13 protein-coding genes are annotated in these 21016 nt (G+C 47.5%); 3 read left to right on the plus strand and 10 right to left on the minus strand.

Going from position 1 to position 21016, the window contains the following annotated elements:
• Nucleotides 1-43 precede the first annotated feature (43 nt).
• Nucleotides 44-1072 carry a phospholipase A gene (locus B2X00_RS05320; RefSeq protein WP_290486417.1) on the plus strand — a complete coding sequence of 343 codons (1029 nt, stop codon included), beginning with the start codon at nt 44-46 and terminating at the stop codon, nt 1070-1072.
• Here B2X00_RS05320 and B2X00_RS05325 read toward each other — a convergent pair.
• Nucleotides 1069-1620, minus strand: coding sequence for a DUF1415 domain-containing protein (locus B2X00_RS05325; RefSeq protein ID WP_290486418.1), 552 nt, complete (start codon nt 1618-1620; stop codon nt 1069-1071). The genes B2X00_RS05320 and B2X00_RS05325 overlap by 4 nt on opposite strands.
• A gap of 18 nt (nt 1621-1638) precedes the next feature.
• Between B2X00_RS05325 and B2X00_RS05330 the strand changes: the two genes are divergently transcribed.
• Nucleotides 1639-2097 carry a methyltransferase family protein gene (locus tag B2X00_RS05330; RefSeq protein WP_290486419.1) on the plus strand — a complete coding sequence of 153 codons (459 nt, stop codon included), beginning with the start codon at nt 1639-1641 and terminating at the stop codon, nt 2095-2097.
• On the opposite strand, the gene yjjG is transcribed toward B2X00_RS05330, so the two are convergent.
• The 8 genes from yjjG to recC form a co-directional block, all read right to left on the minus strand.
• The gene (yjjG, locus tag B2X00_RS05335) at nt 2098-2775 is read right to left on the minus strand and encodes a pyrimidine 5'-nucleotidase (RefSeq protein WP_290486420.1); all 678 of its coding nucleotides are present in this window, start codon (nt 2773-2775) and stop codon (nt 2098-2100) included.
• Between the two features lie 9 nt (nt 2776-2784).
• The gene (locus tag B2X00_RS05340) at nt 2785-3297 is read right to left on the minus strand and encodes a DUF2937 family protein (RefSeq protein WP_290486421.1); all 513 of its coding nucleotides are present in this window, start codon (nt 3295-3297) and stop codon (nt 2785-2787) included.
• Nucleotides 3294-3899 (minus strand): uracil-DNA glycosylase family protein, encoded by a 606-nt coding sequence (locus B2X00_RS05345; protein ID WP_290486422.1) that lies wholly within the window; start codon nt 3897-3899, stop codon nt 3294-3296. Before B2X00_RS05345 ends, B2X00_RS05340 begins: the two co-directional genes overlap by 4 nt.
• A 64-nt stretch (nt 3900-3963) precedes the next feature.
• Entirely contained in the window at nt 3964-4746 is a 783-nt protein-coding gene (locus B2X00_RS05350) for a ferredoxin--NADP reductase (RefSeq protein ID WP_290486423.1), read from the minus strand.
• Between the two features lie 187 nt (nt 4747-4933).
• Complete coding sequence (locus tag B2X00_RS05355) at nt 4934-9838, minus strand: diguanylate cyclase (RefSeq protein WP_290486424.1); 4905 nt, start codon at nt 9836-9838, stop codon at nt 4934-4936.
• 94 nt (nt 9839-9932) lie between these two features.
• On the minus strand, nt 9933-11846 hold the full coding sequence (gene recD / locus B2X00_RS05360; RefSeq protein WP_290486425.1) for an exodeoxyribonuclease V subunit alpha: 1914 nt from the start codon (nt 11844-11846) through the stop codon (nt 9933-9935).
• Nucleotides 11833-15525, minus strand: coding sequence for an exodeoxyribonuclease V subunit beta (recB, locus tag B2X00_RS05365; protein WP_290486426.1), 3693 nt, complete (start codon nt 15523-15525; stop codon nt 11833-11835). Before recB ends, recD begins: the two co-directional genes overlap by 14 nt.
• Nucleotides 15522-18974 carry an exodeoxyribonuclease V subunit gamma gene (recC, locus tag B2X00_RS05370; RefSeq protein ID WP_290486427.1) on the minus strand — a complete coding sequence of 1151 codons (3453 nt, stop codon included), beginning with the start codon at nt 18972-18974 and terminating at the stop codon, nt 15522-15524. Before recC ends, recB begins: the two co-directional genes overlap by 4 nt.
• 179 nt (nt 18975-19153) lie before the next feature.
• On the opposite strand from recC, the gene B2X00_RS05375 reads away from it, so the two are divergent.
• Nucleotides 19154-20242: a sensor domain-containing diguanylate cyclase gene (locus B2X00_RS05375; RefSeq protein ID WP_290486428.1), complete on the plus strand. Its 1089-nt coding sequence runs from the start codon at nt 19154-19156 to the stop codon at nt 20240-20242.
• Here the strand turns inward: B2X00_RS05375 and B2X00_RS05380 are convergent.
• A complete protein-coding gene (locus B2X00_RS05380) occupies nt 20236-21015 on the minus strand; it encodes a hypothetical protein (protein WP_290486429.1) in 780 nt (259 codons plus the stop codon). The two genes, B2X00_RS05375 and B2X00_RS05380, sit on opposite strands and share 7 nt — an antisense overlap.
• Nucleotide 21016: the final 1 nt, after the last annotated feature.

Consider the following 21016-nt stretch of genomic DNA (forward strand, 5'->3'; position numbering starts at 1 on the left):
TTAGTCATGATTTATTATATTCAATTATATAGGATTTGCTTTCATGCCTCGTCGTATCATCTCTTCTTTAGCCCTATCGGCTGCATGTCTTGCGCCCGCTGTTCAAGCTCAGGAGCTCTCTTCGATGCAGCAGTGTCTATTGGACGCAATGAATAAAGAAAACGCCTCAATAACTGTCGCAGAGGTAAGACAGCAATGCACAGAGAAACTTCGAGAAGAAGATAATCAAGACGTGGTAAAAATCGATGAGGTAAAAGACCCTGGCGCGTTGACTAAGCGCATGCAAAGTGAAAAGGTGACTGAATTCGATCCTTATGTTTTAACGCCTCACCGCCGTAACTATATTCTACCCGTTTGGGGTACGACCGATATCAATACCGCTCCATACCAAAATTTTCAGGGCTACGAAGATAGCCTTGAAGAGTACGAGGCGAAACTGCAACTCAGCTTTAAAGTGCCTGTTAATAAGGAAAGTTTGCTTATTGAAGGGGATAAGCTGTTTTTTGGCTTCAGTATGCAGTCTTGGTGGCAGGTGTACGCCAGCAATATCTCTAAACCTTTTAGAGAAACCAACTATCAACCCGAAATATTTTACACCACACCGACAGGTTGGCACCCGTTCGGTACTAACACCGGTTTAGCTGTTGGTGTTGAGCATTTATCAAACGGACGTAGCCAAGAACTTTCTCGCAGTTGGAACCGTGCTTACGTGCAGTTAGTCGCTGAAAAGGGTCCTTTCGTGTTTAGCCTAAAGCCTTGGATTCGCTTTCAGGAAGATGCGAAAACTGATCCGATGCAATCATCAGGCGACGACAACCCGGATATAACCGACTATGTTGGCGACTATGAATTCACCATCGCTGCTAATATCGATGACTTTGAATACACATTAAATCTGCGCCATGCCATCGAGACAGGTCGTGGTTCAGCGGAATTCAACTTCACTTTCCCACTTTGGGGCAAATTCATTGGCTATACCAGTTTGTTTACTGGGTACGGCGAGAGCTTAATTGACTACAACCATAAACAAACACGTTTTGGTGTCGGTATCGCGCTCAATAATGTTCTCTAACGCTTACCTGCTGTAATCGTCGCCAGCTGTTGAGCAAAATACTCAGCACCTCGGCGGCGGCAGTATTCTATATTACGCTCCGGAATCTTCTCGGGGTGCTCAAATTGCTCTAATGCCTCTTCCATCATAGCTTCTCGAAGTAGGTGCAGTACCGGATAAGGAGAGCGATTGGTATAGTTCTCTGGGTCACTTTGCTTGGCATCCGCAAAGCAGTAATCGGGATGAAAGTGTGCCAGTTGAAATTCGCCATCAAAGCCTTGCATCGTGATGAGCTCATTGGCTTGGTCGACCAAGTCCAAAAAATCGTAAAATCCCTCCACCCCTTTGGGAATAATCAATAACGTGGTGGCAATCGCTTCGTTTTGTTGCAAGTTCAACAACTCGTGATTCAGTGTTTCGAGCTGAGTCTGACGATCTTGTTCAGCTACAACACAGTACCGGATACGCTTGGCATCGACCTCAGGTCGAGCAAATGGGCAGAAGTTGAACTTAACCACAACCTCTTGTACCCAGCGTTGGGTTTGGTCAATAATGGCTTGTTGTTCCATCGTTTATTATCCTAAATTATGAAAGCACTCGAGCTCAAAGTACCACCGCTATTATTAATCATCGTGGTAGCCGCATTGATGTATGGCTGTGCCGTCCTATTCCCTGAAGTGCGCTTTGGTTGGGTACCTCATTGGATACGTATCCTTTTATTGGCCGTGGGTATTTTACTGCCATTATTAGGCTGGGTGGAATTTCGCAAAGCAAACACCACCGTTGACCCCCGCATACCCGATAAATCGAGCACATTGGTGACGCGCGGTATTTACCGCTGGACACGTAACCCAATGTATCTAGGCTTTCTAGTTATTCTTTTTGCTTGGGGCTTGTCGTTACACAACATGGCAGCCTTGTTAGGCTTACCCCTCTATATGTTCTACATGAACCTATTTCAAATCAAACCCGAAGAGCGCCAGCTCGAAAGCCACTTTGGCGATTCCTACCGTGACTATAAAAAACGCGTGGGACGCTGGTGGTGACTAGGCGACTAATTCCACCAGCTCGCTTAAATGGCGGATGGTATGATTCGGTTTAACTTGTTCGGGGCACGTGGCTTGGTGTTCATTCAACCAGCATGTATGCCAACCTGCACGTTGTCCCCCCAATATATCCGAATACGGATTATCCCCGACCATTAAGATCCGACTCGTCGGAACCTCCTCCGAGATATGTTCACGATGGGTATGATGAAAGATCTCAGGGTGTGGTTTCGCCACGCCAAGCGCTTCAGACACCACCACAAACTGAAAAAACTGTTCAAACTGATGCGTGGCCAACCGCTCCTGCTGAAGATCGACGAAGCCATTGGTGATAATACCCATGCGAACTTTGTCGTCGAGTGCAGCAAGCATTGAGCCTGCCCCATCAAGCGTTGAGGAAATAGTACCCATCTGCGCCATAAATTGGCGGTTGAGCTCTGTAGATGAAACCCCGAGACGATCTTCCCAATCCACAAAGCGTCGAGATTTAATATCTGCGGCAGAAATCTCGCCACGTTGGAACGCCTCCCACAGAGGGGCATTCACTTCTTTAAACCGGTTAAAGTGCGCTTCGGTAAAATCAACGTCGTAAGACTGTAATAGCTGGGTTAGACCGCGCTTAGCATCGAACCTAAATAATGTTTCATCGGCATCAAATACAACCCAATCATATGCCATTGCTTACTCCTAGTTAGCGACTGTCCTACGTTTTCTGAGCGGCCATAATAACAAGCTCAACAACAAGTCGGCTAGCAAACTGACAAATAATCCGACCGAGACCGCCATAACGAGCGCCTCAGGTGTCAGCCGTACCGCATAGTCATAACGCGCCCAGGCTTCTCTACGGATATCGGTGATTGGAGACAAAAATGTGGTTTGATAACGTTGCCAATAGCTCTGTTGATACTGATTCCAAGCTGACTGAAGCGTCTGATAGCGCTGATAAATGCCCTCGATGCTATCTCCACCATCAATGAATACTGGATCATCTGAGGCGCGGTAATAGTCAATAAGACGCTCGATTGAGCCATCAAAGTAGCGATCGGCTTCTTGTTGAAACTCCGCTACGCTCGCTTTTGCCTCGTTAAGATGTGCGTAGACGGCATCACCATATTGGTCGACAAATTGAGGTATTTGAATACCTATCATAGCCGCCACAAAAAAACATATTAAGCGTCCATACGCTGCTAATCTTTTCATTTCTGAGAGCCTCGCCATCGCGCGATCTGCGCTTTCAACTCGGGTACCACCTCATCCTCAAACCATGGGTTTTTAGCAAGCCAGCGGTTATTGCGGGGGCTTGGGTGGGGTAATGGCAGTATGCCCTGTTCTATCCACGCCTGCCAATTCTTTACACGCGCAGTGAGTGTTCGCTGAGGCTTGATACCTACAAGTTGCTGAGCGTGCCATTGTTGAGCGTATTGTCCGATCGCGAGCGTGAGTTTTAAGTGAGGTAGCTGCTCAAGTAACTGCTCACGCCACGCATCAGCGCATTCAGGTCGTGGGGGCGCATCCCCAGAGCTCGTAGTACCCGGATAGCAAAAGCCCATCGGCAGGATGGCAAACTGGCGTGCGTCATAGAAATCTGATTTATCAACACCCAACCATGATCTTAAGCGTTCACCGCTCGGATCATCAAAGGGTTTGCCCGAACGATGTACACGAATGCCTGGTGCTTGACCCGCTATTAGTATTCTAGCGTGCGGATGAAATTGAATAACAGGACGAGCTCCCAAAGGTAATTGGGGCTCACATAGAGTGCATTTACGTACTTGTTGCACCGTCGTTTGCCACGCGCTCATTGAAAGCTCCTTAATATAAGACGCTTAAATAGCGTGGCAAACTTACTCAGTCAATTCAATCGGTTTACTTTTCGATGAACGCCTGCTCGATAACGTAACTGCCTTGTTTACGAGAGGTCGCTTTACTAAAGCCGCGCTCGTTCAAGATAGTCATTAAATCTTGTAACATGGCATCATTGCCACATAACATGAAACGATCGTGCTCAGGGTCGATATCCGGTAGACCCAACTTTCGCGTGAGGGTGTTCGACTCGAGCAACTCGGTGATACGTTTCTGATGGTCTTCATCACGGAATGGTTCGCGCGTTACTGTGGGATAGTACCGTAGCTTTTCCTTAACCCAGTCACCGAAAAATTCATTGTTGGGCAAATCCTCGCCGATTTCTTTCTGATAGGCGAGTTCAGAAACATAACGCACGCCATGCACTAATATGACTTGTTCATACTGCTCGTAGATATCGGGATCTTTAATCACGCTCATGAAAGGCGCTAAACCCGTTCCCGTCGAGAGTAGATACAGTCGTTTACCCGGCAACAAGTGACCCGGAACCAAAGTGCCTGTAGGGCGCGTCGACATGATGACTTCATCGCCCACTTCGATATGTTGTAAGCGCGAGGTCAGCGCGCCATCTGGCACTTTAATACTGAAAAACTCGAGCTCGTCTTCATAGTTAGCGCTTGCAATGCTGTAAGCGCGCAGCAGAGGTTTATCATTGACCTCTAAGCCAATCATCACAAATTGTCCGTTTTCAAATGTGAAAGAACGCTGTCGTGTAGTTTTAAAACTAAAGAGGGTATCGTTCCAATGACGTACTTGAGTGACTTTTTCTGCAATGGTACTGCGCATGGCTACTCCTAAATCACTGTTTAAATCATGAACAGGTTAACACATGATAATCTAAATGAGAATTTTTTTCATTTAGTATTGCAAATGAGAATAAATCGCATATAATTAATTTGCACTTCACGTTAGTTAGCTGTGTGAGCAGTTGTCGTACGATGTTTCGAATTACAGGCGCGAAGCATCGTACGGCTCACTTTTCCAGCTCAACATGGCACACCCTATTTTTACCTAGAGATTTCGCCTGATATAGCGCGCGATCCGCACGGTTTAGAATCGATTCAAATTGTGTGTCCGTTGTCTCAAATTGTGATACGCCCATACTCACGGTGTAGTCGACTTCTTCGTTGTTATGTTTAATTGAGTCGATTTCGATGGCTTTCCGTAACCGTTCGGCAATACTCAGCACTTGCGACAAATCCGCTTCTCGAATTAATAGCGCAAATTCTTCACCGCCAATTCGAGCAGCAACATCGTTCATACGCACGGCCCGATTAAATTGCTCAGCCATCGCTTTTAGGACCTCGTCACCCGTGCTATGCCCATAGTGATCATTTATCACTTTAAATGAATCAATATCCATCATAACAACCGCTGCTTGTTGCCCTTTACGCTTAAACAGCTCAAAACTCTGTCGCAACTCATTCATAAAGAAGCGACGATTGGGCAGCTGAGTTAATGCATCCGTATTTGCTAGATGTTGTAGCTGTTGCCTTACTTTGTCGTGTGATGCCATTTCGGCATCAGCAAATCGCATACGCATCTCTGCTTCTGCACGGGCCTCACCTTCGCGCGCTAGCGCACGCATGAGATCTAAATTACGAATCGAAATGGCCGCTTGCGCAGCAATAAACTCAACAATGGGCATCTGCCGCTCATTAAAAGCGTAACGGTTGCGGCTGTGTTCCAAATACAACACACCGATCAGATCGCCTAAGTAAACCAACGGCACGCTCACAGCTGAACCCGAAAAATCGTTTACTTGGCTACTTTTAATGTCTTCAGCACGATTATGCCAACTACGATTTATCAACGAGTTTTCATTGATGTGCTGTAACTTTTTGACCTTAGCCACATGTCTAATCATTGCCGTAGGCAAATTACTTACATGCTCTAACCTAACGCTCGGCTCAAAATATTTTTCTAAGTGATGTTCTACATCCATCACGAGCTTTAGCTCATCATCTTCACACAGCATAAGAGCCAAACGCTGAGCGCCTGTTTGACGAACCAGAATACGCGACACTTCAGACACAAGTCGCTCGTGCTCGGTAAATGCAGAGAGCGCTTGAGCTATCTCAATGACGGCATCCATGCTCATGGCGTAGCCCGTTGATTGAGGTTTACGTTCACTATCGTGTATCAACTCGATTGCATCCCAACGCTCCATCACATGATGACGTTGTGACGAATACACCGCTGCAAAGCCAGGGTGACCTTTGTTGTGCCAATAATGCTGTGCCCGCGATGCTATCATGGCTGCGGTTTGCCACTGCCCTTGCTTCTGCGCGAGACGCAATGCCTGATCGTACTCGTCTAATGTCTGCTGCATTTTGCCTCGGCAACGATCTTGTTCAGCGCGCATTAACGCAAGCCAATGGCTAAAGTTATCGGGCTGCCATTGCGCCCAAATTTGATAGCGCTCAATTGCGACGTTTAATGAGTCCTCGTCTAACTGTTCTAGCTGACTTAATGCCAACGTACGAAGCCCTGGCCAATGTGCCATCGGTAATAAACCTTGTACTGACGTATGCTCAATATAGCGTTCGCAGAGTTCAAGCGACTTTTGCACAATAATTCTATCGTTACCGACCAACCCTTCAATCATCCTCATGCAACTGAGGATAGCGAGTACTTGGTGATTATGATGGGTTTCGGCTTGAGCTACATGTTGCTCAAAGCTACCGCGAAAATGTCCGATACCACTCAATCGATACATGACGCCCAAAGCGCCGGTCATCAAGTCGACACCCCAAGTATTGCCGCGCTGTTTCGCGTATTCCAGATAGTGCTCAACGCGCGGTACCAGCTCGGAAAGTGGCTCACCGGATAAAAACCGGCAATACGTATCATGACCAAAACCATATACCGCATACTGCAAATTACCTGACTGCTGACCGCAGCGGTACGCTGCCATATAGTCATCACTCGCGATACGTTGGGCCCTAAACCAGTGACTTAAGGAGCTACCCATCATCAAGAAGCCCATACTTTGTGAGCTCGTATCACCCCGCTTGCGAGTCAACTGTTCAGTGACGCCGTACAGCGATTTAATGCGTTCGCTATCAGCCAGTTGATGATTAACCATAAGGCCACCGAGCGCCGGTAACGTATAACCAATGGCACCATTGACGCCATGAGCGCTCATAAGCTTAAATTGCGCGATGACAACACTTGACCATAGACGTGGAAATGCACGATAACAAGGTGGACCCACGGCTATCAGCAATGCGAGAATCACCTGTTGCTTTTCGTCGGTCAGCACTGACAGATGCTCTAAATCATTAAAAGAGAGACTGTCGACTGAGTCTGATACGCTGCAACGCAGCGCTGTCGTATCTAATTCTGTTTCCTCGGGCAGGCTCACATTAAACAATGCAAGTCCCTCACGCGCTACATCGACTGCCTTTTTGTAATCGGCACTTAACGTCGCTTGCTGTACCCACTTGGTATATAAGTTCGCCTTATCAAGTAACGAGTGGGTATTGCCTATCGCTTGGCGGACAAAATACTCAGCGCGCTCAAAGTTCGAGTTGAGGTACTCAAGTTCACCACGTTCAGAATACACTTGGTAAGCCAGTTCGGGGTCTACCGACCATAAATCATGGAGGCATGGGTTTTCATGCATGCCCTGACGCAAAATTGTTAAGGCCTCGGCAAAAGCCCCCGCAGAAGCGGCTTTACTGGTAGCGTTGACTACTAGCCGGAGAAAATCTCTTTGTTCGTCAGCGGTATCAATAAACTGTTTACCACGGTACAAGTGGTTAACGATACGGATTGAATAAGCCTCTGAGTGACCACTAACCTGCTGTAAGAGTTGTGTGCCTAATTCATAATGCACCTTGGCGAGATCGATGGAATCAAGTGTTCGGTGTGCGACTTCTTGCACTCGGTCATGGACGAAACGGAAGGTCATATTAGATTCATCCATGCTCGGTGTCGTTATGTCAGCTTCGACGACAACAAATTCCTCATTAATTGCTGGCAATAGCTGTTTTAGAATCACTGCAGGCGGCTTTCCCGTCAGTCTGGCTAACGATGGCATATCAAACCGAACGCCGATGCACGCAGCTTGAGCGAGCAGATATTGAACCTCAGCATGCAAAAGTTGAAACCGCAGCAGTATGACTGAAAAAATATCATCGACGGCGTCTAAGTCATTAATTGCATCCATTCGCCATTGCCAGCCTGCTTCTGGCTGATACTGAAGCAACCCCTTTTGGCTTAAAGCTTTTAACAACTGCCACACCATGAATGGGTTACCACGGCTGTGTTGATACAACCAATTAGCGAGCTGTTGAAATTGACTCGTTTCGTGTTGAACCTTTTCCGCGAGTAACAAGGAAATATCGTCGACAGATAATTCATCAAGCCGAATATGCTTAAGTGAAATCACATTAGCGCGTTCAACTTCTTGAATCGCAATACTAAGCGGATGCCCATTGTCGACCTCATTTTCACGCAGTGAGCCAATCAGTAAAATAGGTGCTCGACTTGGCTGGGTGAGTACCCATTCTAATAATTCGACTGACGCCTGATCGGCCCATTGCAGATCATCTAAAAAGATGACTAACGAACAGTCAGCGTGCTCAAAAACCGAGAGAAAACGACGGACTGTTTCATTAAGTCGCTGTTTTAATTCTGACGACGGTAAATTAGCGTGTTGTGGTGCAATAGCCGAATCCGAAAATCCAAGACTTCTTTTAATATCGGGCACCCAACTCAAGAAAACAGCCAGGTAGTCAGACATTGCTTCGGCGAGCCAAGCTCGCCATTGGGTACGCTGGTCACTCGACATTTGCTTAAAATAGCCCGCGAGTGACTCAATCGCTGACAACCAACCAGTGTATGGAACACCACGGGTTGAGTGCTCATACTTTCCCGAAATAAAAAAAGCATTGTCGGCTGTCATTTGTGGATAAAGATGACGCACCAATGATGTTTTACCTAAACCCGAGCGACCCTTGATTAATACACCGTGTGTTCCACCCTCGCGGCTCATACTGTATTTTTTTTCAAGTAGCCGAAGTTGATTATCACGCCCATAGAGCGAACCGATTCGCTCTATCTCGCTCGCAAATCCTAATCGCGAAAGTATGCTGATATCATCTTTACGTTGTCCTAATACCACTTGGCGTACTGTCGCTAAGTCGTGCGACAGTGCATCCACAGTTCGATAGCGTTGATACGGCTGCTTAGCCAACAAACGTGCAACGACCTCTGCCAGAACCGCAGGCAATTGAGGATTAACTTGATTCAAACGCTTGGGGGTTGCGACTAAATGCTGGTGGACCAGGCGCGCGCTTGAATCAGCGATAAATGGATACTTTCCAGTGAACCAATAAAATAAAACCACACCAAGACTGTATAAATCACAGCGTGCGTCACCCACCGCTTGTGAACGCCCGGTTAACTCCGGCGCTACACACCTTAACGAAGTAGCATTCTGCGGAAGCGGAAACCAAGGTGTGTGGATAAAACGAATCTGCGTCGCGGTCGACAAATCAGTGACTATGGCATTTTCATGGGTAACGTAAAGAATACCGGGACTGATAGTACGATGGATTATACCATTCTGATGCGTGTGTTTTACCGCGCTGACAATACGCCCCGCGATAGTGAGTGCATCAATCAAATTATCCCAGCGTAGCTCGTCGAGCCAATCTCCAGGCGGCAAAACAAGCCCATGTTTGTCTCCGCTACGGTAAAAATACTTAGAGTTAACAACCTGTTGCCATCGGTTATCGTTTTTTAAACGCTCTTCCGCTCGCGGCTCAGAGTTTAACTCAACACGCTTTAACCAAATTGAGCGCTGGTTATCCCGTTCGATACAATCAAATAAGATGCGCTCATCGAGCTTTCGTGTTGAGTGTGGCATTCGTGACAGAGATCCTTTTTGTCTTAGTTCCCTAAATATAGATAAAGAAATGCATCTTTACAGTTTAATCTTTACAAATACGTAGGGATTCGGCTCAACGATTAATTTTTTTTGATACAGCGTTCAACAAAACCGACTTTCGACTGACCACTAGAGTGAGCTTTTCTTTTGCACGCGTCACGCCCGTGTAGAGGAGTTCTTTTGTCAAAACAGGGGAGTCGTGCTGTGGACTAACAAGCACAGCATGGGAGAATTCCGAGCCTTGAGACTTATGTACTGTCATCACATAAACTGTTTCGACATGATTCAATCGGCTCGGTAATACCCACTTTATTTTGCCATTTACATCGGAAAATGCGACACGCATTTGACCGGTTTCCGGCATTCTAAAAGTTAAGCCAATATCGCCGTTATTTAACCGTAGCCCATAGTCGTTCTTGGTCACCATAACAGGACGCCCCTCATACCAACGATCCGCTTCCACTCCCAAAACGTCGCCGACATAACGGTTTAATGCGTGAGCCCCCCAAGGTCCATTACGTAATCCGGTTAACAGTTGAAATGTCCCATATGCTTTAAGCACTGCTGCAGTGTCGCGCTGTTCGGCAGGGGCTTCGCGCCAAGCCTCGAGCGCAGTTAAATAATGCGAAAAACCCTGCTTTATCAATGCGTCAAAACTATTCTGATGATCGTGTTCCAACATGAGCCACGTGACAATGCTAGACTCATGATCTGACATTGGCGCAGCACTGAGTCGCTCGATCGTACGTATATCCTGTTCGTTAATTGCGTTAGCAACTTCTGCAATAGCCTGCTCAAAGCGCCGTGTTTGACGCAGCATCACTACGTGTTGCAAGCGCTTTGGTCCACTCTCATCTTGATAATTGGCTAGCGCGTCGCGTTGTATGGTGTTACTTACCAAGCTGTTAATCGTAGCGGGCCAATAACGCCCCTTTTCTGCTCCCTCACACAAATTACCTAGAACAGCACCTGCTTCGACTGAAGCCAATTGATCTTTGTCACCTAACAGCACCAACTGAGCGTGGATTGGAGCCGCCTGTAGTAGTGCTGTCATCATCTCGATATCCAGCATCGACGCTTCATCAATCACAATCAGATCAGCTCGGACAGGGTTGTTATCATGATGTCGGTAGCGTCTGGAGTTCGCAATCACTCCCAGCAACTTATGTACTGTCGACGCTTCTACCTGAATATTCGCGAGTAACGGTTGTAACGCTTTCGGTAAATTGTTCTGCAATTCCGACAGGGCTTGGTTAATGGACTCACTGAGACGGGCTGCCGCTTTTCCGGTCGGTGCCGCAAGCTTAATTCGTAGCAATCGTCCATGTGTTTGCTGAAACTGCTGCTGTAGCGCAACAAGCAACCTCACTACCGTATACGTTTTTCCTGTCCCTGGTCCTCCGGTGATCACACTGAAACCACTTCGAGCAGCGTTTGCACAGGCTATGCGTTGCCAGTCCAATGCCTCCGTGGAGGCGCCAAATAGCGCATCCAAGGTCTGGTTAAGTTGATCTTCATTCACCTCAAGATGATTCTCCATTCGCATCGTGAGGTTTTGATTATTATAATGTTCACAATACCAATAACGGCGCAAATACAAACGCTCGCCGTCGCTATTATGAGTTAGAACCAGTGGACTGCTGGATGGGTCATCACCTTTAAGCGTAACGGATGTTCGCCAGTCTGTGTCAAACACACCCAACTCACTAAGTAACTGGCTCGGTGTGGTGACGTCATGTATTCGACCCGTTGGTGGTAACGCCAAACAGCGTTCAGGCGACGTTTTTAGATCGTCAAGCTTTAATGAGGTTAAGCCGCGACCCGCTTGATGCGACGTCAGCATGGCGAGCGCCAGCATAGCGGCATTAGTTTCTCCGCTGCGGAATAGAAAGTCGACCATGGCACGATCCAACGCGCGTATCCATTCATGCGCAAACCATTCATCTGCAACCCCGCGCAAGTAACTCAGTGCGTCATGCGACATCATGGTGCTCCTTTCCATTAAACATAACATCGAGTTCAGCAATGAGTTCATACGGCGGTCGAGCTCGATAAACACCCGCCGTTTCTGCGTGATTACCTCTTAGAAATAGATAGGCAATACCGCCAACATGCGTATCGTAATGATACTCCTCACCCAAACGTTGTTTAAGCTGCCGGTGCAGAGCGAGGGTATACAGCACATATTGCACATCGTAACGGCTTGCTAATATCTTATCGGTCATTGCCGTTTCGCTGTAATCGTCATCCGATCCGCCCAGCCAATTTGACTTATAATCAACAACAAAGTACTGACCTTGATACTCAAAGACTAAGTCGATAAACCCCTTCAGCATGCCGTTTAATTGAATGCTCTCCAAGCCCGGTCGTGACTGGCCTGGATGAATATATTGGTTGATTAACGTATCCAACTTTACAGCTTCAAGCTCACAGACTGGAAGCCAGAATTCCGGCTCAGCTTTATAGCTTGTAAGATCAGCCAATGCCGTGGGTTGAAAACTGTCGCTGAATACCATTGGCAATGCCAAGTAATGCGAGAGCCAATGACCTAACATCTCACGATATTCGTCCCATGCTTCGCCTCGCAGCTCTCGCTCAATAACTTCACTGACCAGTTTAGGCTTAGCCAGCACTGTCGAAAACCCTTCTATCGCGCACTGTTCAAGTAGGTTATGTAATAGTGTTCCTGGGGTCGCGCCTTTCGGAAATTGATGCAGATGACTGGGTAAATAAGTGATTTCTTCAGCTTCAATATCGGTCTCGCGAGTGCGGGCGTTTGCCTCCTCTAGAAGATTCATCTCGACCGCGGTTTGCGGACCTGACTGTGTATATTCATTAGCTGCCCGGTAACGCAATGCGCTGTAACTCGACACCCACCAGCGCTCAAGCAGTTGGGTTCTAGGCATCTCACGCGCGGCCAATGCTCGATGTTCAGCGGTTTGCTCGTGTAACGCTTCCAATGGCTCGTCGTCTTCCAGTTTGGAAACCACACTCACACCTGTCTGTCCCCAAGCTTCGCTCGCGGCTTTATACAGATCGTCAGTAAGTGCGTCGTCACCGAGCAAGTAAGCAAGCGGGTTATGCTCAAATTGCCCGACATTCTCGACTGCAATAAAGGTAGCGTGTTGTGCACGTGTCACAGCAACATAAAGTTTGCGCAGATCCTCAGCCAACAACTCATCTAACACACGCGACTTAGCGGAGTCGTCTTTTGACCAGAGCACCTGAACCTCACCCTGTTCGTCGTGATAAGTCATCGGTGGCTTAATACGATATTGTTCTTGCGGCGTGTAAGTTATAAAAGGCAAAAATACTAGCGGGTATTGCAGACCCTTTGATTTATGAATAGTGATGACTTTAACAAGATCGTCATCACTCTCGAGCCTAAGTTGTTGTTCGTCACGCTGCGTGCGACTATTCGCGCCAAAGCTCTGCCGCTCATAAACTTTCTCGGCAAAGTCATTAACCAACGCGGCCATCCCCTCTAACGCCATGCTGCTCTGTTGCAGCAGTTCCGCAATATGTAGCGCATCGGCCAATTTACGTTCGCCGTTGATTTTGTCTTGCAGTAAGGTTGCTGGCACCTGAAAGTGATGCATTAAACGATGAAGCATGGCTAAGACGCCTTGGCTACGCCATACTTCGTGAAAATCAATGAAGATATCGACCGTTCTTTCCCAGGTGTTCTCATCTTCCTGCAACCGAATTAATTCGGCCAAAGATAAATTCAACAACGGTGCCGCGACCGCAGTCTTCAGTGTGCTGGCATTTCGGGGCGCTGCACAGGCTTTTAAAATATAAAGTAAATCACGCGCAACCGGTTGCGCATAAACCGATTCTCGCTCGGATAAATAAACACTTTTAACGCCCCTTACTGAGAGCGCTGTTCGAATCGCATCAGCCTCAGCGAAGTTATTAACCAAGATAGCAATATCCTTGGCACAAACACGCTGCTGAAGAGCGCCTTTATCATCGTAATAGCCTGCCTGGGCGTCGTTAAGTAAATTAACGATCAGCTGCGCGTGATGATTCGCCAGATGACTAAACGCAGTGCTCTTTTTCCGCTTTTGCTCAGCACTCACACTCCAATAGAGCGCGGGTGCTTGCGCTAACTGCTGGCTTCGCAACCGGTGTCTAAATGTTGTTTTTACACCATTGGCGGATACGGGCTCAAAAGGCAGTTCATTGTCATCTGCACGCTTAAACAAAAAGGCGCCTCGATCCGATTGCTCTGCGCGCTCAAACAAATGGTTCACTGCTTGTACCATCTGGGTTGAGGATCGGAAATTGGTTGCCAAGCTATAGTGTCGTCCCGCTGTATCACGACGCGCTTTTAGGTAGGTAAAAATATCCGCATTACGAAAGCTGTAGATGGCTTGTTTGGGATCACCGATTAAAAATATACCCGTGTCTGGCAATGGCTCTTTTAGGCGATAAATACGGTTAAAGATTTCATACTGAACCGGATCGGTATCCTGAAACTCATCAACCAATGCGATCGGGTACTGCTGCCTAATGGTGGTCGCCAACTGCTCGCCGTCCGGTCCGCGCAGCGCATCACGCAGTCTTGTCAGCATATCGTCGTGGTTCATTTCAGCACGCTGGCTTTGTAGTGCAGAGAAGCGGGCGCTAACCCAATGCGTGGCATGGCGATTAATCAGCTCATCAAAACCGCGCTTAACCTGATGAACCGCTTCGAATTGAGCTCTGAACTGTGCTACCTCAAGCCAATAACCGGGTAGTTCGGCACCTGCTAACTTCTTCTCATGCAATGTTTGTAAATCGTTTTCACTGATCGTTCGCCAATTAGCCTCAGTGAACTTCACATCGGTTTGTGCATCACTCGCGCACCAGTCAACAAATTTTTGTATCTGCTTGGTTTTCTGCGCTACACCTTTAACCCCCTCGAGGTCGGCTAACAGGCGCTCAAATGCAGAACAACTATGTTGCTTGAGTGAATTCAATTCGCTCTGATAACGTTGTGTTGCAACACGTAATTGTTCGGCAATATCATCTTCAACCCGCGCCGTGCCTGCGTCATCCACGCGCGATAGCTGTGCCATAATCTTATCAGGGGTATCAAACACGGCTAACAAGGCAACCTGCGTTGCGCTATCACTTTGATAGATAAAGCGGCGGAAGTAATCCTCAGCGGCCTGCCGGCGGAGCTCTTCGTCATCGGTTTCAACATGTTGCGTAAATAAGCTTCCACTTGCGAATGCGTGCTCTTTCAGCATCGACTGACACCAGCCGTGAATCGTTTTTACAGCCGCCTCATCCATAGACTCGGACGCAAGCTCAAGCAGTCGCGCCAAATAATTGAGTGACTCACCTTTAGATTCGCATGCCACGCGTAAGTGCTTTAAAAACGGGTCGCTAGGCGCGCTTTCGACATCACGAAAATAGCGTGCCGCCTCAGATAGGCGTGCGCGAATACGGTCACTCAGCTCCTCCGTGGCGGCTTTGGTAAATGTCATCACCAGAATATTGCGCGGTAACAAAGGCGCCTCTAAGCCGGCTTTAGTTTGGCTATCAGCCCGCATACCGATAACGAGCCGAACATACAGCGCTGCAATAGTATACGTTTTCCCTGTACCGGCACTCGCCTCAATTAATCGGCTGCCCACTAAAGGGAAGTCTAAAGGGTTCTGTAATACCTGGCTCATGACTTTTTCCCTCCCTGTTTTTCGACGAACTCAAACATAGGGCGGTATATCGTATCGATAAAAGCTTTAAAGTATCGTTGCTCACGTATGTCATTAAACGTCGCTGCCGTGCGAGCGCAATACTGCGCGGTCTCTACCAACGGTTTACGCTGTGATGTACCTACCTCATAATATTCGTAAGCTGCAGCTTCAGCGGCTGCTTCATCACCTTCTTTACTCATCGTTTTTAAATAGGTTCGGGCTAAATCAAGGTGCATTGCTACCGGTTCGCGGTACGCTAATGAAATTAACTTTGTCATCGCTTCCAGCTGAAAGTTAACCACAGCAGGCTCAATGGCCGGCAACTTAAAGTGGCAGCCACCACGGGACACGATGTGTGTCACTGTTGGCTGCCGACTATTTAGCAGTAGGTGCCCTACATAATAGGGTGCGAAATGCTTCCACCCACTATCGGTAATATCGTCAGCCTTTTTCGCGGCGACCTGGCTTGCGGTGGTAATAATCCAAGCACACTGTCCGTTATCATCCCAGTGCAGCCCCTCGATTCCTTCCTCGATAGTGACGTTGTTGTACTCCACATCAATCCAATACGGCGTCACATTCTGACGAGTGTAACCCTCGGCGACAACTCGGTATGTTTCTAAAATATCTTCGGCTTGCTGGTGGAGGTGCTGTTGATGACGATCCGCTATCACCGATGTACCGACCGCGCCCTCTCGACGTATTCGAGCTAACTCGTGGTGCATCTGTTGCTCGGGTTCGAGTTCTTTACGTATCGCGTCGCGCGTTTTATCCACCACCCGCTGTAGCAGTTTCCATTCTGTCAACGCATCGAGTTGGAATGACTCGCGATCAATCGTTTCATCCGCATCAACCGAAAAATAAGTTTCCAATCGGCTGTTAAAAAACAAGCGCGCTGGCTCTTGCACGAAGCGTTTGATATCGTTGAGGTTTATCGTACGTTCATCCGATACGTCATCAGCGATCGCAACCGCATCTGAAGACAACTGATTCGAGCCGGAATCGTGCGCCTGCGCCCACTCACTCGCGTAAGAAAATACACGAGTACTTTCATCAAAATAAGCACGATTAAATGGCTGTAGCTTATGAGCGAGGGTGTGCTCACCCAGATCGCTGTGCCAGCCTTGCTGTAAATGTTCACGTAGTTGTGCAACCAATACCGAAGGCGTGCGTTCGCTGTTATCTCGGGCGCTAAAACCTACCCAGCTTACGTAAAATACGTCACGAGCAGAGAGTAACGCCTCAAGAAACAAGTATCGATCATCATCACGCCGTGAACGGTCACCGGGCCGATAGCGTGATGCCATCAGGTCAAAATCAATCTGACTCGTATTTCGCGGATAATCACTCTCGTTCATGCCTAATATGGCAACAAACTTAAATGGAATGGCGCGCATCGGCATCAAGGTTGCAAAATTCACAGCGCCTGCAAGGAAGCGTTGGTTTAAACTGTGCTCATCGACTCGCGATAGCCACGACTCTCGAAATAATGCGATGTTAAGTGCTGTTTCGTTATCCGCTTCATCTACATGCTCGGCGACTTGATATAGCTGGTCTACGATTTGGTTTTTCAACAGCGCATCATTAGCCTCTTCAGTGTCGAAAAAGGTGTCGATGAGCCATTCCGCTACAGGTACCCAATCTTTATAGCTACGCGCTTCTAAGGAGCGACTCCACCAGCGTTCCAACTGCTCAATGAAATAGCCAAAGCGACCGACTAAGTCGGCGCCTAAACCACCAATATCGGCATAAGCAACAACGCCTTGCCAATCATGTTCAACTTCGGCGTAACCAATGCTATAGCCCGCCATCATGCGTTTTATGGCAAACCACCAACTATTAGTTTCGTCATCATCTGGCATGAAAAATAATTTGCGATGATGTGCACTCAATCCCCAGCGACCACCGGACTCGTTCATCCAAACGCGCAGTTGCTCGATGTCATCGTCATCAATAGCAAACTGCCGCTGAATTGCCGGTGTGCCGAGCAAAATCAGCAGGTCCGTTTGGGTAAACCTAAGCTGATCACTGGAAAGTAATAGTTCTAACGCAATCAATAGGGGCGCTCGGTGACGCGACGTTTGATCGGCAATCGTATAAGGAATAGCGCGTGTATCTTGGCTGTTACCGTCACGCGCATACCGTCCAAACACGGCATCAATATAAGGCGCATAGGTATCGACATCGGGCAACATCACCATAACGTCTCGCGGTTTTAAGGTGGGATCGTCAGCAAAGGCAGCAAGTAAACGATCATGCAACACCTCAATTTCGCGTTGTGGACTGTGACAGATATGAAACTGGACCGATTGATCCTGCACTGAAAGCGGCGACCAATGTTGCTGTGTTTCGTGCAGCGGCCTCAGGTTGAGAATGTCATCTTGCAACTGTCCTAGCACATGCTCGGTGGCATGCGATTCAAACAGCTCCAGTGTCATATGACCCAAGTCGGCCTGCTTTTGAACCGACTCATCATATAAGTCAAGTAGACGAATGTAGTCGCGGCCCTGTTTACCCCACGACGCCAGCAAAGGGTGAGCAAGTTGATGCAACTCTTCGTCATTCCACTCCAACGGCATACCCGGTTTGTGAGCTAACCGCGACTTGGCTTTGACCACCTGTTTTAACTGTTCTTTTCCATCGACAATATCGGCCCAATAAAATTTTGACGGATTATGCACACACAACACGATCTGGCTGAGATGTTTTAAGGCATCGAGCACTTCTAACATTTGTTGAGGTAAAGACGATATCCCAAACACCATAATACGAGGTGGTATCGTGGCGGGGCGTTGATTTAAAGCGCGTGCAGATTTAATAAATTGCTGATGTAAGGTGGCGCGGTTGTTCCACAAGTGTTCAGCACCAATGTCGTTTGCTACTCGACGCCATAGCTCAGGTTGCCAAGCATGCTCATTAGCAACAGGTTCGTCGTTATCGAGTACATCACGCTCGTTTAACCAGTTATCTAGCCAATCGGCACGATAGATAGCGTACTGATCAAATAAATCCGCTAAGCGTTCACTTAACTGATACAGCTTGCGATTATCAAGATCATCAGCAATATAGTTTTTTAGCGGCGCGAATCGCGTATCTTGCTCCAGAATATCGGGGAGTATGCGTAATAATCGCCAGCTCAAACGTGCTTTATCAAAAGGCGAGGTACGTGGGATATCATCGCCTAAGACCGCTCGATAAGCTTGCCACTGAAATCGCGCAGGCAAGGTCACATCAATCATCGAAGCAATACCGGCGTGTTGTGCGAGGTTAATTTTCAGCCACTGTGCAATACCATTGCTTTGCACCAATATGGTTTCTTGCTCAAGTGGTGCAAGAGGAAACCGCTCAATAAAATTAACTGCGATATCCGTTAAGTCTTCTAGCCGATGACTATGTGCAACAATGAACCCTGGCGCTTGGTCAGCCAAACTCAACTCCTTTTACCCTTTCACTAAAGACAACGCTTTGCCTATCCTAGGTCACTTCATGTCTAATCGATAGCGCTTTTATCACGACATTCATTGATTTAGTGGAAAAAATGATGATTTTTCGTGCAACTTTTGTAATCTTAAGGCAGTGTTAACAAAATACAAAAACTCAAGAATAAATGTCAGCATTTGATCAACTGCTCTCGAAGCTCTCTACCCGCTTAATTAATAGTCAGGGTTCAGAAACATCCCAATGTGTTTCTGAGGTCATTGCTGCCTATGGTGATTATTGCCAAGCGGATAGATGCTACATTTTTGAGTTTAATGAAAATCTCTCAGCGATGTCGAATACGTTCGAATGGGTACGCGAGGGCTTCTCACGGCATATTGACGATCTGCAGAACGTCGGACAACACGATTTGCCCTATTTTTTCGCCACCATGCGAAATGACTTTCGATTTGTATGCCCTGACATATCGCTCCTGCCTGACACCGCTAAAGCAGAGCGCGACGAGTTTGAACGTGAGCACATTAAATCGGTATTGTGCATTGGCCTAGTGGCAAAAGGACGAATACTAGGATTCGTCGGATGCGATAAGGTGCGCCAACAATACCATTGGACTGAGGAAGATATTCAGCACCTGAGTTTAATTGCTGACATGATTGCGAACACCATCGAGCGTGAACGTACACATGCCGCGTTGCTTGAGACTAAACGCGCGCTTGAGTTAGCCAACCAACAATTAACTCAGCAAGCCAATATCGACGGCTTAACCGGTGTTGCCAACAGACGCGCACTCGATGAGCGTCTAGCCGACGAAATAAGACGCGCTAAACGGCAACAAACGGGTATCGCAGTCTTACTATTGGATATCGATGACTTCAAAGCCTATAACGATCATTTTGGTCACTTAGCAGGTGACGATGCACTCAAAGCAGTTAGCCAAAGCTTAGCTCAACTGGTTAAACGTGGAACCGATTTCGTTGCTCGCTATGGCGGTGAGGAATTTGCCATTCTGATGTCGGCGGCCAATGCGAGTAGTGCGTTGAAAATGGCAAATAATATTAGCGAACAAATCAATCGGCTTGCGATTACGCATCCAAAATCACAGTGCGCAGACATACTGACTGTCAGCATTGGTGGCTATTATGAGCCCCCCATTGCAGATTCTGAACTTGTTAAAACCAGCAAGCGTTTGATTAAAAATGCAGATACAGCCTTGTACCGTGCCAAGCTCGCTGGTCGCAACTGTATCCGCTTTTATTGACGCTGTGACAGCAGTGATTGCCATGCCTCACTCAATGCTTCTTCTTCATGATTATCACGAGCCTTCACTAACGCATCAAATTGCTGCTGCGCACCTTGACGAGCATATAACTGCGCTAAGCGGTAACGCGCCCAATCGGCACTTGGTAACGATGCATTAGGCTTGTGCAGCGTTGCAATATCGTGAAGGTAATTTTTTAACGCATTCGCACCGTCAGCGGTTCGTGACTCCGAAAAAATACTCGTCCGAGCAAATTGGTAATACCCCATCAGTCGCTCAGGTAGCTGTTCAGCAGACATCATCTTTTCAAATAGCTGAAACGCGTCTGCCCATTTTTTCTCTTGTTGAAGAACAAGACCATAATGGAGCTGAAATTCATAGCGTTCCGGGTAACCAATGTAACTTTGCTTGATAAGCGCTCTTGCATGCGCTTCGCCACCTCCAACGATACTTGGAGCATTTCGGTAATAACCGACCAGCCCCATAACCATCATCGGATTACTGGGCTCCAGCTCGACTGCCTTTTTGAAAGCTTCAAGTGATTCATTCGCGTAACTGAAGGCACTAAAAAAACTATTACTTGCCTGTACCGCCATGACGCGCCCATGCCAGAACCAGGCATTAGCATCCGTTGGCTTGTCCCGAATCCATTGCTGAGAAATTGTCTCAGCTTGGTCATATTGCTCCATGTTCAGCAATTTCTCGATGTCGCTCCTTTGCGCGTTTGAGCAACAACTCCAAAAGAGTACTATCATGAAGATTATTTTTTTCATA

Source organism: Idiomarina sp. UBA3162 (genome assembly GCF_002364475.1).
Classification (GTDB): Bacteria; Pseudomonadota; Gammaproteobacteria; order Enterobacterales; family Alteromonadaceae; genus Idiomarina.